This is a genomic window from Myxacorys sp. (genome assembly GCF_059501405.1).
In genome coordinates this window covers 1-15,918 of sequence record NZ_JCACCM010000133.1, presented here as the reverse complement: position 1 = coordinate 15,918, position 15,918 = coordinate 1, and the positions used below count along the sequence as shown (strand labels likewise).

General features: G+C 49.0%; 14 protein-coding genes and 3 pseudogenes. 13 read left to right on the top strand and 4 right to left on the bottom strand.

All coding sequences use genetic code 11. The features are described from left to right. The first annotated feature begins 279 nt into the window (after window positions 1-279). Entirely contained in the window at window positions 280-1,452 is a 1,173-nt protein-coding gene (locus tag AC5I6P_RS18495) for an LOG family protein (RefSeq protein ID WP_495695253.1), read from the top strand. A 578-nt stretch (window positions 1,453-2,030) separates the two neighbouring features. Here the strand turns inward: AC5I6P_RS18495 and AC5I6P_RS18490 are convergent. After that, the gene (locus AC5I6P_RS18490; protein ID WP_495695252.1) at window positions 2,031-2,486 is read right to left on the bottom strand and encodes a hypothetical protein; all 456 of its coding nucleotides are present in this window, start codon (window positions 2,484-2,486) and stop codon (window positions 2,031-2,033) included. Between the two features lie 479 nt (window positions 2,487-2,965). Next, complete coding sequence (locus AC5I6P_RS18485; protein WP_495695251.1) at window positions 2,966-3,301, bottom strand: transposase family protein; 336 nt, start codon at window positions 3,299-3,301, stop codon at window positions 2,966-2,968. 456 nt (window positions 3,302-3,757) lie between these two features. Between AC5I6P_RS18485 and AC5I6P_RS18480 the strand changes: the two genes are divergently transcribed. After that, on the top strand, window positions 3,758-4,747 hold the full coding sequence (locus AC5I6P_RS18480) for a cytidine/deoxycytidylate deaminase family protein (RefSeq protein ID WP_495695250.1): 990 nt from the start codon (window positions 3,758-3,760) through the stop codon (window positions 4,745-4,747). Here the strand turns inward: AC5I6P_RS18480 and AC5I6P_RS18475 are convergent. Then, window positions 4,676-4,882, bottom strand: a pseudogene (locus tag AC5I6P_RS18475) (transposase); the annotation flags it as partial. The gene AC5I6P_RS18480 and the pseudogene AC5I6P_RS18475 sit on opposite strands and share 72 nt — an antisense overlap. Before the next feature lie 355 nt (window positions 4,883-5,237). Here AC5I6P_RS18475 and AC5I6P_RS18470 point away from each other — a divergent pair. The 10 genes and pseudogenes from AC5I6P_RS18470 (at window position 5,238) to AC5I6P_RS18425 (ending at window position 14,525) form a co-directional block, all read left to right on the top strand. Further along, window positions 5,238-7,022 carry an endonuclease gene (locus tag AC5I6P_RS18470; RefSeq protein WP_495695249.1) on the top strand — a complete coding sequence of 595 codons (1,785 nt, stop codon included), beginning with the start codon at window positions 5,238-5,240 and terminating at the stop codon, window positions 7,020-7,022. A gap of 61 nt (window positions 7,023-7,083) precedes the next feature. Next, window positions 7,084-8,052 (top strand): hypothetical protein, encoded by a 969-nt coding sequence (locus AC5I6P_RS18465; RefSeq protein WP_495695248.1) that lies wholly within the window; start codon window positions 7,084-7,086, stop codon window positions 8,050-8,052. Between the two features lie 466 nt (window positions 8,053-8,518). Further along, a pseudogene (locus AC5I6P_RS18460) lies at window positions 8,519-9,227 on the top strand (IS1 family transposase). A 138-nt stretch (window positions 9,228-9,365) separates the two neighbouring features. Continuing rightward, entirely contained in the window at window positions 9,366-9,512 is a 147-nt protein-coding gene (locus AC5I6P_RS18455; protein WP_495695247.1) for a hypothetical protein, read from the top strand. 79 nt (window positions 9,513-9,591) lie between these two features. Further along, window positions 9,592-10,146 (top strand): adenine phosphoribosyltransferase, encoded by a 555-nt coding sequence (locus AC5I6P_RS18450; RefSeq protein WP_495695246.1) that lies wholly within the window; start codon window positions 9,592-9,594, stop codon window positions 10,144-10,146. A 31-nt stretch (window positions 10,147-10,177) separates the two neighbouring features. Then, on the top strand, window positions 10,178-11,404 hold the full coding sequence (locus tag AC5I6P_RS18445) for a radical SAM protein (RefSeq protein ID WP_495695245.1): 1,227 nt from the start codon (window positions 10,178-10,180) through the stop codon (window positions 11,402-11,404). A 583-nt stretch (window positions 11,405-11,987) separates the two neighbouring features. Next, complete coding sequence (locus AC5I6P_RS18440) at window positions 11,988-12,323, top strand: hypothetical protein (RefSeq protein WP_495695244.1); 336 nt, start codon at window positions 11,988-11,990, stop codon at window positions 12,321-12,323. A 26-nt stretch (window positions 12,324-12,349) separates the two neighbouring features. Continuing rightward, complete coding sequence (locus tag AC5I6P_RS18435) at window positions 12,350-13,465, top strand: nucleotidyltransferase family protein (RefSeq protein ID WP_495695243.1); 1,116 nt, start codon at window positions 12,350-12,352, stop codon at window positions 13,463-13,465. 16 nt (window positions 13,466-13,481) lie between these two features. Next, window positions 13,482-13,877, top strand: a pseudogene (locus AC5I6P_RS18430) (alcohol dehydrogenase catalytic domain-containing protein); the annotation flags it as partial. A gap of 180 nt (window positions 13,878-14,057) precedes the next feature. Then, complete coding sequence (locus tag AC5I6P_RS18425) at window positions 14,058-14,525, top strand: hypothetical protein (RefSeq protein ID WP_495695254.1); 468 nt, start codon at window positions 14,058-14,060, stop codon at window positions 14,523-14,525. Between the two features lie 7 nt (window positions 14,526-14,532). Here the strand turns inward: AC5I6P_RS18425 and AC5I6P_RS18420 are convergent, their stop codons facing one another. Next, entirely contained in the window at window positions 14,533-15,405 is an 873-nt protein-coding gene (locus tag AC5I6P_RS18420) for a ribose-phosphate diphosphokinase (protein WP_495695242.1), read from the bottom strand. A 300-nt stretch (window positions 15,406-15,705) separates the two neighbouring features. Between AC5I6P_RS18420 and AC5I6P_RS18415 the strand changes: the two genes are divergently transcribed. Then, entirely contained in the window at window positions 15,706-15,888 is a 183-nt protein-coding gene (locus AC5I6P_RS18415; RefSeq protein WP_495695241.1) for a hypothetical protein, read from the top strand. Window positions 15,889-15,918 lie beyond the last annotated feature (30 nt).

Genomic DNA, 15,918 nt, shown 5'->3' with positions numbered 1-15,918 from the left:
ACAGTTGCCTCATTGCGAATTCCGAATAGTCAAATTCGATTACGCGAACGGTGAGATAAACTTAACTTTAGCCTCAAGGCCTGGAAGCCTGTAGTGATAAGACTGACTTGATGACACGATTTTGTCTCGATGTCATTTAATTTGGCACTGTACATTCGCCATGAATGCCGATGACCTCTTGATCATCGAAACGCTTGCACTTCATCCGGACGTAGGAAAGCTAGACGTTCGCACGTGAAACCGCTACCTTATGGCTACATCGACTTTGAGGGAACCATCATGAAGCTCGAAATTGATTCTGAGCAGGAAGTATGTGCATGGCTTAAGAAAAATGGGCCAGCAGTCTTTCAAGGGCAGGATCTGACGACGTACTCGGATGACATCGCTAAGGGCGATCTCAGCGATTGTGTCTTTATCGGCTGCCGCATGACAGCATCTCTGGCGCAAGCCGCAGTCGCAGCTAGCTGTCTAGTCGTGCCGCCAATCGCTAGCGCCAGCATGCCGTTCGATCCTTTTCGTCCGTTGCTGTATACGCCCGCTGAACTGTATAAGAACTTTGACTATAAAGACCCCGACACATATAAAAAGTGTTTGGACTGGATCATCTACGAGTCGTTTCTGGATCCGAAGTCGAAAGCGGAACGACCTGTAGATGTCGATGTCATTCTGCTCAGACGTCTCCACGATGCGTCGATCGCGGACGCTCTCGACGACTTCATGGATCTGCCTCGGCGGAAACAGTCGGTGGCGATTATGGGCGGACACGATGTCCCGCGTGATCGATCAGTGTTCGCAGACATCGCGTTGCTTGCTCAGAAGCTAGCGCTGCAAGGTTATTTCGTCGTTACGGGCGGTGGACCGGGACTAATGGAGGCTGGCAATCTTGGGGCCTACACGGCAGGCTTCAAAGATCCGGAGGCGGCGCTGAAATCCGTCCTCGTCAAGTTGGCGATGGCACCGACGTACAAAGACGCTGCATGGCTGAGTGTCGCCTTCGAGGCTTGGCAGAGTCTGGGGTCGCCGGATAACGCAGACAAGAGCCAAAATCTCGGCATCCCCACATGGTTCTATGGACATGAGCCGCCAAACGTATTTGCAACGCACATAGCTAAGTACTTCGAGAACAGTGTCCGTGAAGAGGGACTTCTTGCACTGGCACTTGGTGGAATCATATTCGCCGAAGGGAACGGCGGCACCGTTCAAGAAATTTTTCAAGACGCCAATCAGAACTATTACCGCACATACGGAGGCGTAAAAAGTCCTATGATTTTGCTCGGCGTGGACTACTGGAACCCACCAGACATGACGCGGCATAACCCTAAGGATAAACGCAAGAAAGTCTATCCATTGCTCGAGAAGCTGGCGTCTGAGAAAGCTTTCAGTGATTACCTGCTTCTGACCGATGATCTAGAGTCGGTCATCCCGTTCCTTAGGGCACATCCACCTGCGTAAAATCCGCTGACTAACATTACTAACATTACGCGGTTGCAGTTCATCAAATTTGGAGTCAATTCCCTAGCGACAATCGCCATGCTGCTGCGGCATGTGGTCCTCGGCTGACTATTAAATGTCAAGACCATTTCCGGGCCGCGACAGTGACAGGTTCTTGCACTCTTTTGGTGAACGAATGTCGGAATGAGAATCAAATGTCAGAATAGAGAAAAAACGCTTCAGAACATTTGTGGAACTAATCACCGAACTCTTTTTTAATCAAATCTATCTACAACTTTAAGATTACGAACTAGATCGAATTCAAAAGCAAGTGAGAATTGATGTGATATCAATTCAATCTTCGCTAGTCTGTCCGGTTTGTGAGCAGAATGCACAACGGGTACATAGCCACTATGAGCGAACGTTAATAGCAGGGGTTTGAGGCTCCTAAGTTCCAGAGGGTTCAACTGGTACACGCTGATTGAGCCGCTTAACGTTACTTTCTGTTCAAATGCGCCCGCTGGTCCTAGTTGTACAAAGCCGCAATCAAGTTGCAACATCCCCACTCGCTGGGGACGTTGCTGTGGTGTTGGTCTGAGCTACCGGACATACAGGTATGCATTAATTTCGGTGCCGTTAGTTGTCCACTGGAAATCCGTCACCTTGCCCTTGGGGCAAGCCTTCGCGTGTGGCATGCTCCCTGGCATGCCCCCGTTGCCGAACGCCTTAACCCAGGCGCACATGCCGTCGCCTTTGGTGTCCTTCACCCATCCGTCGATAGTGATCTTGTTGCCGTTGCAATGCAGCGACCAAGCAGCCTCGCCGCCATTAACCCTGGACTGGAACGTCTGTCCACAAGTTCCCGCAGACGCTGGACCTGATGGAACCAGACCGAGTGCGAGTGCGCTCATTACGAATGTTCCCAACGCAATTCTGACAACATTATGTTTGCGATTAAATTTTGCACAAATTCCTTTGATGGATTGGGTACTCATGATTTTCTCCTTAGTAAATTGAGACTGCAAAAAAAGCGGTGCTTTTGGTTGTCGAGCCATTGTTGAAAAGATGGCAACGTCAGATGCTGCTTGACTTGGCCGTGTCATCTGTGTTGATGTTAGACATTGTTTTTCCCTTTCAAATTCATTGATGGTCGAGGATATACACGGGCAAGATCGGGAAGTTATGCAAATCCTTCTACGATCTCCTGCGGAGAGCGCACAAATATGACAACGGTAGTGTTGGTCGTCATTGGAAGCAGTCACCTCTGCCACAATCGTTGCAGTTTGTACTTTATTAAGCTGATAGTTGAGCGTTCCACCTTGACCGAGAACTGTTCCATCCTAATTTTTCCAAATGATCGCATTGGAGAGATCGGTGCCTTGTTGATCTTGTGCTTTTGCAGTTAGTGTGATGGCTGCTTGTCCCACCATCTTTGGTATTCCATCAAACTGATACGCGTTGGTTACAGCAATTTGAATTCCATTATTTGAGGCACCATTTTGAGTGCTATTACCTTTAAACGGATCACTGATGCCTAGATGCTTTTGCTATCAATGGCTAACCAGTCTCCTTCACCGAGTGGTATTTGTTCGGCTGTCCACGCATTGAACATTCGCACGACCTGCTCAAAGTCAAGCTGCTCAAATAAGCGGCGAAACGTCGAGTCCGAGGGTAAGCGAGTCACATCGAGACCAAAGCACTCGCTGAGAGCAGCGTAGTGTCGCACACAGAACTCTTCTAGTGCGGTATAACCGTAGCACTCGCTCATGGTACCGAGAATCGCTAACAGTACCATCAGCCAGAGCGGGTAACGTTGCCCACGGGGAGCATGGTAATCTTCAATCTGTTTGAGATGGTCAATCAGACTCATGAGCGTGAGCAGAGTGCAACTATTTCAGTCTAATTTCTCTACCTTTACCACGAATTAGCTCTACTCAAGGGAAGTACGATTACCTGGTGGGGACGACACCAATGGAGCATCGAAAGCTTTTTCAAAACAGCAAAACACTGCTTTGGCTTACACCGTTTTGGTCAGCAGGATCAACAACTTTACTTAAGAATCCTTCATCGACGTAAGAACTTTGATAAAAACTAGTGAAGCTTTTCTTAAAACATTAAGCTAAATAATGAATTTTCTGCTAACTTCAAATGAACGTTTCCACCGAAAGCGAATGGAGTATTGCTTCGCTAAGCCTGCCTGCTCTGTAGTTTGACCTCATTCAACAGCACCTGCAGACGCTATGTTTTCTGCATATAGCGAACTGTAAGGTATGGACTCACAGAGATTCAGTAATCCTCAAGATAATGCTAATAGAGGTAACACGTAGTGAACGACCAGTCCCCATTACAGCCACCTGTTTACATTGATAGTCCATTGGCTAAATACTGGGATGAATCAGTCTCGAAGCTTGCTGCTATTGAATATCGTGAGATACAGGACGAACTACGAGAGCGGCACCGAATTTATTCCTTACTTCTTATGGCATTGGTGCATCAAAACTGGAATGGGAACAAACGTAAAAATGAAGGCGAGTATCCATGGCGCGAGAAGCAACGACTGGCGAATGATACATATCGCGGAGGTGATTACTATGGACACAATATTGGAAGCCTTGCTGTTGATGGCATAGGTGAAATCATTGATTTTGATTTCAATCACAATGATCTCTTCAATAGCTCAGTTGAGCATGCTGAATCAAGACTGATTCGACGGGTCTTTAGCTTAACTCAAATTTATGATAATTGGGAAACACGTGAACCGAAGGATCTGCCGCGTTCAACAGGTTACTCAACCGTCCTCAGCTCGGTAACAATTTATACTTCTCTTGAATCTTGTTCTCAGTGTGCGGGAATTATGGCACTAGGAAGAGTTAAGGATGTTGTTTACTTACAGCGCGATCCTAGTATGTATTTAATTGGCAACATACTCTACAACCTTACCGAGAACGACCTGAAAGCGCCATACCCAATAGCTGCAGAGAACTTTGGATTTGAGTACTTCGAACGCTTGAATAATAGCTATGCTGAATTTAAAAGAGAAGTAAAGAATAAGCCTTTCCACATATTATCAGGTAAGAAAGATGATAAATCTCCCTCAATTACTTCATTCCTCTGCACTGATAATGCCCTCGCTATATATGAGGATGCAGCAAAAGAGTTCCTCTCCTATCAAACGAACTATCGTGATTACAAGTCTCAGGATACAGCACAGCCTGAATCTAAAGTATTGACTAATGAGCAGTGCTTAATACATGCGAAACGTTTTTTTGACTACGCAATTAGCAGTGGTCAGCGTGGCACACCTCATAAGCTCTAACTGATTTACTGGGCATTGGTTTCTAAACAGTGATAATTTGGTTTGCCGAGCCAGAAAATCGTGAGGCAGTGCTTGCCACTTAATCCCATTATCAGCCACATAGATCAGGGCGTTGATAACTTTTCGTAACTCGACTTCGTGCGTGCCCCGACACTCTTTTCAGCGGGCAGCAGTGGTTGAAGGATTGCCCACTATGCCTCACTCAGATCGCTTGGATAGGAGTTTCGACTCATTTGATGAACCACTGGCTACGCTTCTATTTCCGCACGAGATCTGTCTACTTTTACTCCTCGTCACTTTTCTTTAGAAACAGCTTCTTACTGAATGTGAGATCTAGAAAAAATATAGAGTTTTGCCGAAGAGTTATAAAAGCTGTTGCTATATAGAGCAAGAGTGTTCTGGGAAGATTGCCCTGTCTGACCCTCCCAACAGCTGGGAGGAATACTCTTGCTCTATCAACAGTAGGAATGGCAAACCTGTGATATCTCTATTGAATTCAATTTTTCACAACCAAGGAAAAATGATCATTCGTTCTATTTGTAAAGCCATACAGACACTATGGCTAGTTGCCTTGCTTGTATTTTGCCTTCCCTCAGGTGTTGCTTACAGTGCGGTAACTACATCTTTAGTAGGGGGCCCTTCTCAAATAACGATCGCTACTTTCAATGTTGAAAATCTAGATCCTAAAAAAGAAAGTGTTTCCAAAGTTGATGGAAACACACCTAGGAATGTCGATGATGATGTCAAAGATGGTAAGTTTGCAGCTTTAGCAGGTCAAATCGTTACGAACCTTCAAGCACCAGATATTATCGCTTTGCAGGAAGTGCAAGACAACGATGGAGCTGAATTGAGTTCCGAGGTTAATGCCAGCCTGACTGCTAGCACCCTGATTAAAGCAATTGGCTCTGTAGGAGGTCCAACCTATGAATACCGGGAAATTGCTCCCAAGAACGGGCAGGATGGAGGGCAACCCGGTGGCAACATCCGAGTAGGATTTCTATTCAATCCTCAACGGGTGAAGCTACAGAAAGTTGAACGTTTTGCTGATGATCCAGCTTTTGCTGAGAGCCGCAAACCATTAGTGGGTGAATTTTTGTTCAACAATACTCCTATCACCCTAGTCAACAACCACTTTGCTTCTAAGAATGGGGGAACTGCTTCCAATACCCAACGAAAAAACCAAGCAATCATTGTCAACAAATTTGTCGTCGATCAGCTGAAAACTGTCCCAAGCGCCAATATCGTTGTTCTTGGTGATCTCAATGATACTCCAGCCTCCCCGCCTATTAAGACCCTTCAAGGGAGCGAGCTGAAAAATTTGGTAGACAATATTCCATTAACAGATCGTTTCTCCTTTGTCTTTAGAGGCAGTAAGGAGCAAATTGACCAGATTTTGGTGACTCCAAATCTGTTCAGCAAGGGACAGCCCGAGATAGACGCCGTTCATGTTAATGCAGGCATCTCTGGATCAGCTAGCGATCATGACCCTGTGATTGCTCGATTTACTGTATCTACCCTAGGGACAGCAGCCCCTGCCTCACCAGTCCCAGCTGTTCCGCCTAAACCAGTGGCTACCTCAAGCCCGATCCTTCCTAGTCTTGACGGGAAGGGCTTACTGGAAGAGCTAGACAAGCTGTATTCTCCTCGTACTCCCCTTGGATATGGTACTGCCCGTGAGTTACTCTACACCGAAATCGATAACCAAGGGGGTATCGTCACGGATATCTACGGTGGCTATAGCGTTCCAATCAGTAAAAGCTCCACCAAGGCAAAAGACGAAGCTACACAAAAAGGCATCAATGCAGAACATGTTTGGCCCCAAAGCATGGGGGCTCAAGGACCAGCAAAAAGTGATCTGCACAACCTTTTTGCCTCACGGCAAGAGATCAACAGTGATCGGTCAAACTTTCCATTCGCAGAGATTCCTGATAATCAAACCACGTCTTGGTACCTCGATGATGATGAATTACCTGTCAAGCCCAGTTCTACAGAGATAGACAAGTACAGTGAATTCAAACGGGGTTCCTTTGAACCGCGGGAGGCGAAGAAAGGAGATATTGCTCGGGTTATGTTTTATTTCCGCACAGTCTATCCCGAACTAGCTAAAGCTAGCTTCTTTGAGGACCAGAGAGATATTCTCTGTAAGTGGCAAGCTGCTGATCCGATTGACGCGACTGAGGTAGCCCGCAGCCGGGCAATCGCCCTAACCCTCCAAGGCAATGAAAACCCCTTCGTGTTAGATGCGACTTTGCCAAAGCGTACCTACTGCGACTAAAAGTACAGGAGGCACCAAGCTCCCCAAGAATTTGGTGCCTCTATTCTGGGAAATCAAGCAAATGTATTTTTCAACAGTAGTGGAAGTTGCAATTGGTCTCATTACCATCTATTTAGTTTTGAGCTTATTAGTATCTGAGATTCAGGAGTTGCTGTCCACCATTCTTCAATGGCGCGCTCGTAATCTAAAGACTGCGATCGTCAATCTTCTCTCTGGCAATCCAAAATCGCTCGAGGGACTAAACTTAGTCAATTCGCTCTACCAGCATCCATTGATTCAGTCTCTACATCAACGAGCAGCTTGGAGAACAAAAACCTCCGTTGGACCTTCCTACTTACCTTCAGATGCTTTTGCTATAGCTCTTTTGTTTGTTCTTAGCCAACTAAATGGGCAAGAACTGACTTTTGGAGAAGATGCAGATCAATTGCTTATAAAACTAGAACAGGCAAAGTCAAGTCAACAACTACCCGAACAGCTGATAGAGAATCTACAGCTGCTTCTAGTTAAAGCCAAGTCAAGTCTTAAGGAGGGAGAAGATGTCTGGCAAAAGTTCAAAGAGGAGATCAGTCTTTGGTTTGACCAATCTATGGAGAGAGCAAGTGGAGTTTATACCCGAAATACTAGGGGGTTATGTTTTGTTCTCGGGCTAGTCCTTTCATTCTTGGTGAATGCCAATTCAATTCACATTGTGCAAGCACTTTCCCAAGACAGAATTCTTCAGTCAACTCTCTCAAATTTAGCCAGCCAAGTTGTCGCTGATAACACTTTCTGCTTTACCAGTAGCGCTGCAGAGAAGGAATGTATGAACAATTTGAAAGAACAGGTAAATACTTTGTTGACTGATATACCTGCCTTGCCTCTGGGTAGAAGTGGAACATTTCCAGCAAATCTTTTTGTGGATCTATCCTGGGAACAATTAGTTGGTTGGTTGCTGACAGGAGTTGCCGTATCCAGGGGAGCAGCCTTTTGGTTCGATTTTCTTACTAAAGTTGTTGGTTTCCGAAACACAGGAGCGAAACCATCAAGCTAGAAGATATTTGCGAGATCATTCAGAGTAACTAGGGATTTACTGTCCCCACAAATTTCTTCAGTAGAAAGAGCTGATGGGCAATGGTTGCTTTTACCCACACACGGTGTATGTAGAAACAGGCCTCTAATCATCCCCTCTCAACTCACAGATTATTCTATAGAATCCTGAATTCTCTAGACGAAAAGTCGTTGTTAATCGCTTTGAATGTATTCTCGGAAAGTCTCGGCTCTTGCTCATTATAGACTCGTACCCACTGGCGTAATTGATTGTGCACTCGCACTCCTGTCTCCTTGATGTGCCAGCTGCGGAAGTTAGGTATACATCACCTGGGGATATTGTCGGATAGCAGTCGCCAGCGACAATCCTCGTTCAGCCTATAGAACATAGCCTTGAGGACTTTATACATATCGGTAGTGCTCAAGATGTAATGATAGAGACGTAGGACTTCTTGCTGATGTTTTTTCTCATGCCTGCCTACCCAATTTGTGCATCTTCTCAAACGGTCAAGAATGGTCGTATCCATAACGGCAAACAGCGGTTCAAATGCCATGCCTGCGGACGACAGTTTGTCGAACAACCGACTAAAAAAGTAATTGACCGACCAATGCGTGAACTGATTGACCGATTGCTTCTAGAACGTATCTCTCTGGCTAGAATCGCTCGTGCTGTGCAGGTTTCTGAACAATGGCTGCAATATCTGTCAATGAGAAATATGCCCAGGAACCCCGGCAAGTGCAGGTGAGTTCCAAAAAAAGGGGAGGTTAACGATTCAATGTGATGAGTTGTGGTCGTTTGTGGACAACAAAGGTAACAAACAATGGGTTTGGTTGGCTCTCAATGCCGACACTCGTGAGATTGTAGGGATTTATATCGGTGCACGCGATGAAGCCGCAGCCCGCCAACTTTGGCAATCCTTGCCTCCGATTTACCGCCAGTGCGCGGTCATCTACACCGATTTTTGGGCAGCGTATCAAGCCGTTCTACCGAGCAAGCGTCATCGAACCGTGGGCAAAGAAACTGGCAAGACCAGCTATATTGAGCGATTCAACAATACGTTGAGACAATGGGTGTCTCGGCTTTTGCGAAGGACTTTGTCCTTCGCAAAATCGTTGGAGAATTATATTGGGGCTATTTGGTATTTCATTCATCACTACAATGCTTCATTAATTGTGTAGCACTACCCATTTGTCACTAAAAAGTATTTGCGACACAATCCAATTTTGCATTAAATGACTAAATGTTGCATTAGATGAAAAGTTCTGGGCTAAATATTGCATTTTCCAAATCGTGAGGTTTTAATGAGATGAATCGGAATGAACGTCACCGTCGCAAGCGGACGGTGTATCACTTCGCTCCACTCGCACGCTTCGCGGCTCGACTTCGCTCAACAGCACCCTTCAGACGCTGTGTTTCCCAAACGCAAGAAGCTGCGGGGAATCAGATCCGAAGAGGTTGAATGACGGCAGTGCGAGCGGCTAACGCACCGATGCCTTGGGAGATTGCTTTAGCGGTTACACGTCGATTACAAAGGTGAAAGGAATGAGGGAAGCTTCAGGTCCACTACTTAACCCCGAACTTGATCGCTCGCTGCGGGATTTGCTGCGCGAAGTCCCACATTTCCCGATCGAGGGCATCCTCTTCAAGGATCTCGCTCCCTTGTTGGCGCAGAGAGGTGCCCTGACCGAGGCAGTGTCTGCGCTTGAACCGCTAATCGCTCCACTCGACGTCGAAGCAATTCTAGCAATCGATGCGCGCGGGTTCATTCTTGGCGCGGCAATGGCCGATCGCCTACGTGCTGGACTCGTCATGGTCCGCAAACCGGGCAAATTGCCCGGCGAAGTTCAGTCTTTCGACTATACTTGCGAGTACTGTACGGGTCGGTTGGAGATCACGACTGGGGCAGTTACACCTAATCTACGATGTCTTGTGATTGATGATTTGCTCGCTACTGGCGGGACCGCACGGGCGACGGCGGATTTTATCATTTCGCAGCGCGGCATCGTTGTCGGATTCGCATTTATGCTAGAGATTGGGGTACTCAAAGGCCGCGATCAACTTGTCGAAGCTCCGGTAATAAGTCTAATTCGATGTTAGTAAGTCTAATTCGATGTTAGAGGGAGGAAATATGGGCGCCTTAGAATGGCTACCTGCAAGTCAAGGCAATCACACCGTTCGCAAATCCTTGCAAGATTTGGTGAGGCGCGAAGGTGCGAAGCGGTATGCGTCACAAGACGAGCTAAAAACCATCTACTTGTTTTTAACGCGCAAGTGCAACCTCGGATGCCAGCATTGCTACATTGAGGGAGTCGGGCCGAAAGCCAAAGGAGTCGACTTCGACCTAGCAACCATCCGCGGCCTCATTGAACAAGCTCGCCCTCATGGCCTCCGCAAGGTCAAAGTTTCAGGTGGTGAGCCGATGGTCCACAAGGACTTTATGGCCGTGATGGAATATCTTGGTTCGTGTGGGCTGCAGGAACTTGTGCTGGAGACGAACGGAACACTCTTCAATGATCAGACCATCGAGCGCCTGTCTCGACTGCCGAATTTAACCATCTTTCTGAGTTTGGATCACTATCAAGAAGATGCCCACGATATGTTCCGTGGCAAGTCGGGAAGTTACGCCAAAACGACGGCCGTCCTCCGCGCGCTGGGTGAGACGAACATCCAGACTGTGGTGACGACCACAGCTTATCGCAACAACTATAGCAGTGTTTTGCAGATAATCGACTTAGTCCTGGGCTGGGGCATCAAAAAGCACCGAACCCTTCTTAATATTCATCCGAGCGGAACTGCCCGGCAGCATGAGAGCAATGCCATAACCCTGGATGAATGCGAACTGCTTATCGGCAGTCTGCTTAAATCGCCACACTTTGAGACGGGACGCGCCTACATGACGCTTCCTCCTGCACTTATGCCGCTCAAGTACCTTACAGGCGTGCATACCTGTGGGTGGGGTGACAATGTCCTCGGTATCCTATCCAACGGCGAAGTGTCGATGTGTAGTGCCTCTTACGATGACCCCGAGATGATAGGTGGAAATGCGTTTGAGATGCCGTTGATGGATATCTGGCGCAACAGCCCCTTCTTCCATGAGCTCCGCAGTATCGGTGACGGCGATGTCAAAGGTGTATGCGGCAATTGCGTCTTCTACTCTGTTTGTCGAGGCGTCTGCAAGATGAGTAGCTGGTCGCACTACGGCGAGAAGAATGCCCCCTATCCGTTGTGCCAAGAGGTTTACAATAGCGGCGGCTTTCCGGAGTATGCATTGGTGGATCCCGATCTGGATTGCACCTATCGGAAGGGCACAATTCCCGCGCATCGCCAGTTAGAATCGGAGGCTGCAGCAAAATGAGCAAGGCATTTAAGGGGGCGTCACAGGCTGCCCATTCACTCGTGCAGGTGGCGCAACACTCGGGCAACGCCCAGGTCGCTCAGCAGGCGCAAATTGTTGCCAAAATGGTTCAAGATCTAGCGCGTCTCGAGCGCAGCTTCGAGGCGGCAGGGCAGCAATTGTCTGCTGCGCTCTTTAAGCTAGAGAAGTCCATCAAGGCTAGCAGCTTCGGAACAACCCCTGCGCGCGGCGAACCGAAGGGATACTATGTCCAAATGGTGGGCGGGCAGCCGATGCATCGCGGAGGACCCCGCGCCGCTGATACGGGCCTTGTCGGTCAGGGATACTATGTCCAAATGGTGGGCAGGCAGCCGACGCATCGCGGAGGACCCCGCGCCGCTGATACGGGCCTTGTCGGTCGACGCATCGGCCGTGGACCTGTTCACATGGGCTCAACTGGAGGAAGCGGTGGTCAATCAACAAAGGCGCTAAGCGCCGCGTTCTCCCGGCTCTTGGCAGCCCAAACGCAACTTCAGCAGCTCCGAGCAGACATCGAGCTGCTGAAGAGTCGCAGATAGCATCTATTAACGATTGAGGTGGTGGGATGACAAGAGCTAGGCTATTCGGCTATTCTGTTGATGAGGATGATGGAAAGCTCCTTATCACAATCGATGGGTTATTGGCAGAAACCGCGATACGACAGATTCGAGATAACGCTCAGACTGGAAAAGGCGGTCAACTTCTGTCGCAATTGCTACCTATTTCTTCAGTTCACAAACTAATGTCCGTAGAAGAAAAGCCACAAGACGAGGTCCTTACCCTTGAGCAGATCCTCGGACAGAATGTTGATCAAAGCTTCTCAGCGTTCGAGGAGCAGCTGGCTGACCTGAAGGCCTCGATTTCAACTCTCAACAGCCCAGAGGGCGCGACGGAAGAGTAAGAATCTGCGCATGGGGACACTCCAAAATGCTTCGTCTATCACGAGAAGACTCGCTGCTGCTCCTCACAAGTAGGGCCTTCCTGCAGCCCCACGATGACGAGCGGATTGGATCGTTAGCCAAAGAGGAAATTAATTGGGCATACGTGACCTGGCGGGCCGAGAATAATCGCACGATCCCCCTAGTCGAGTACCATCTCCGCCGCCTTGGCATTCTAGACACGCTTCCGACCGGGGCAAAAGCATACATACAGCGCTGGACCACAATGTCACGGGTAAGGTCTGTGCTTGAGTTCCGGAATCTGTTGGCAATTATGGACGCGCTTGATCAGGCGGGCATTGCATATTTCTTGGTTAAGGGACCAGATCTCGCGCTACTTTACTATCCGGACCCGCTGCTGCGACCGATGACTGACGTCGATATCATGGTCAGACCTGCGGATGCGCATCGAGTGCAGAAGCTCATGTTTGAAATCGGGTATCGGCACGGGATATTCGACCCTACAAACGGGCATTGGACAGATGAAGAGAAGCCGATCGGTCCGGCAACGTTTCGTGATACTTACGCTTTGCCAGTTTTTGCACGAATCGAAAAAGTCGAATCGCCTTTTGCATCCAGTGATCTGCCCACTAAGCTCCGCTACAGGCATGTGAAATCTTTCGTCGATTCGCGGCAGGTGATGCACATGCCAATTTTTATTGATATACACGTTAATCTATCCGTCGGCATCGACGAGGAGGATATCTGGTCGGGCGTCCAATTAGCGAATACGCTCGGTCGCGTAGTGCGGGTACAGTCGCCGACCGGAGCGGTTTGGTTTTTGGCTGCTAGACTCTACCACGAGGCCTTCCTCTACAACTCGCTCAGGCTAATTATGTTAGGGGATCTTCACGCAGTATTACATCGACAGTTAGCCAATGTAAATTGGGGGGAAGTTGCCGCGATCGCTTACAAGTATGAAATGCGTCCCGCTCTATATTATGTTTTGTCACAGGTTCGGCGCATCTGTGACATAGACGTTCCACCAGCTTTCCTTGAAATGATTCGACCTGATCAAACCGAGATTCCACTCCAGCACGATTGGGGCGATATAATGCCAAAGCTATTCTCGATCCCTTTTATCAACGAAATTACCCTAGCCTAAGCTTGTTGAGCGAACGATGGATGTTCAAGGACTGATTGTAACCGCTCCTCGTCGCGTTTCGAAGCAACGTCTATCGGTTCCTGAGCCGGTTGCTACTGATCTCGTTGTACGCGTCGAATTTTGCGGGCTTTGCACGCCAGAACAACGGGTGTACCGGGGCACTCGGGCCACCTACCCGTATTGGGGGGGGCATGAACTGGCAGGGGTTGTGGAAGCGGCTCCCTATTCCCCGGCAGACTTCAAGGTCGGCGATCGCGTCGCGGTGCTGCTTATGCAACGCTGTGGAGTTTGTCATGCATGCCGCAAAGGTTTCGATAATCATTGTGCCTACCTCCACACCGGATCGCGGCCAGGATTGCCGATCGGCCCCGGAGGCCTAGTCGACCGAATCATTGTCCCATCATATAAGGCCTTCCGGGTACCTCAGCTACTATCGGCGGAAAAGGCTGCTCTAATTGAGCCAGTCGCCTGCGTGCTGCGGAGTATCGAGCGAGCGCGACCTCGTGCTGGTGAACAGGCGGCGGTTATCGGGGGCGGCACGATGGGCTTGCTTCACACTGCTTTGCTAACCCGAAAGGGCTGCCGCGTTTTCTTGTTTGACGACGATGAAGCCACCTATTCTCAAGGCATAGCAGCTGGTGCCGTATCGTGCGAAGCGCTGAGTGCAGTTGAGGACACGCAGAAGCAGAACGCGTGGACGGACGGCTGGGGTTTCGATCTTGTTGCCTGTACGCGATTTGGGGCCCGCGCAGTTACGTTAGCTCTCAGCGCGCTGGCGCGCGGCGGTCGGATTGTACTATACCAATCGATTACAGATAACGACGACGTCCGGATCGGTGCCAACCTTGTGCACTACCGGGAAATAGAAATAATTGGGACGGTTGCGCAAAGCGCCGCCAATGTTTCTGCTGCTGTTGCCCTCATGGCTCACGATCACTTTTTTCTCGACATACTGCGCACAGAGATCATACCGGCATCTCGGGCTGAGGATGCCTTTGAGGCGGCACTAAGCCCTCAGGTAAACCGAGTACTTATCGACCTTCGATCAACATTTGTCTAGCGCGACCTCAGAGGCAAGCCGCAATATCTCCTGCAATTGAAACTATTTCCACATTTTTCGGAAAGATGCGCGAGCCAGTGCTGTCGCTAACTATCACCCGTTCGACACTTGAGGTGCATAGCCGAGCCACGGCGTCAGGTGTGAACAAGGCATGGGCTACAGCCAGACAAACGCTAGTTGCGCCACGCGACTTTAGAAGGTCAGCTGCTGATAGCAACGTTTGCCCAGTGTTAACCTCGTCATCAATAAGCAATGCCGCGCGACCAGCGACCTCGCCCAATACCTCTACACCTTTTCGGATATCGTTCTCGCGATGCTTACGTAAGACCGCTACGGGACAGCGTAGCGCAATAGCAAGCCGCTCGGCCCGCTTGGCTCCGCCAAGATCCGGCGATACGACGACCAGATTTTCAGGCGGTACATCGCTCAGGTGACGCGCTAGTGCCGGGACGAAGTCAATGTTCGTTACTGGACAGCGAAAGAAACCTGAAATCTGGGGTGCATGCATTTCGACCGTGACCAAACGGGAAAGCCCGGCATGTTCCATTAGAGAAGCAAGCAAGCGTGCTGGCACTGGTGCTCCAGTTGCTGCAGGCCGGTCTGAGCGAGAATAAGGCAAGTGCGGCAACACGGCTGTTAATCGCTGTGCACCGGCCGCGCGCAGGAGGTCGAGTGCTAGCAGCAATTCAAAAAGTCTGTCGTGAACGCAATCCGCAAATACCTGGAACAGAACAACGTCAGTGTGGGAGCCGGTGAAGCGAACTTCAATTTGTCCATTGCTGAATGTTTGAGTCTGCAACTTCGTGGCCGCGGCGCCACGAAGCTCGCGCACTACAGCATTGGCCAACGGCATCGCAGTTTCAGTAGCGACGATCTGCATTTGGGTTCATTTCACTCCGTCGTGCCCCGCTCAATGGGGCGGTACTATGAACTTTACAGGTGCCTGAACCTGACCTAGCCCGGCATAGGGAGCCGCTGAGAAAGTGAGTTTCCAGCCTGGCTTCTATCATCGTACAGGGTGATGGACTAACGGGCGCATTCGATAGGGTTATGCTTTGATTTGGTGTATGGAAAATAAGGAGAAAAAAGGTGTATCCTGCTGAAAGTGCAAAAATCAGACCAGGAATACATCATAAACAACGATAACGTGATTGATTTTAAAACCTCAGAGTCAACAGAAATGTTTACATATGTGCTAACAGAATTAGTACGACAGGGCGCACAGCAAATTATTGCGCACGCAGTCGAAGCAGAATTTCTGGTTGTGTCGCAAGTGCGCCGAGCAAAGCTCGGCTTTGTCTATCAGGTGCAAGTCCTGATTCTGGAAGCTCTGGCAAAGCACCAGGTACCGAGTGTTGCGTGAACACTGGTAACAGTGTTGGCGAAGCGTACA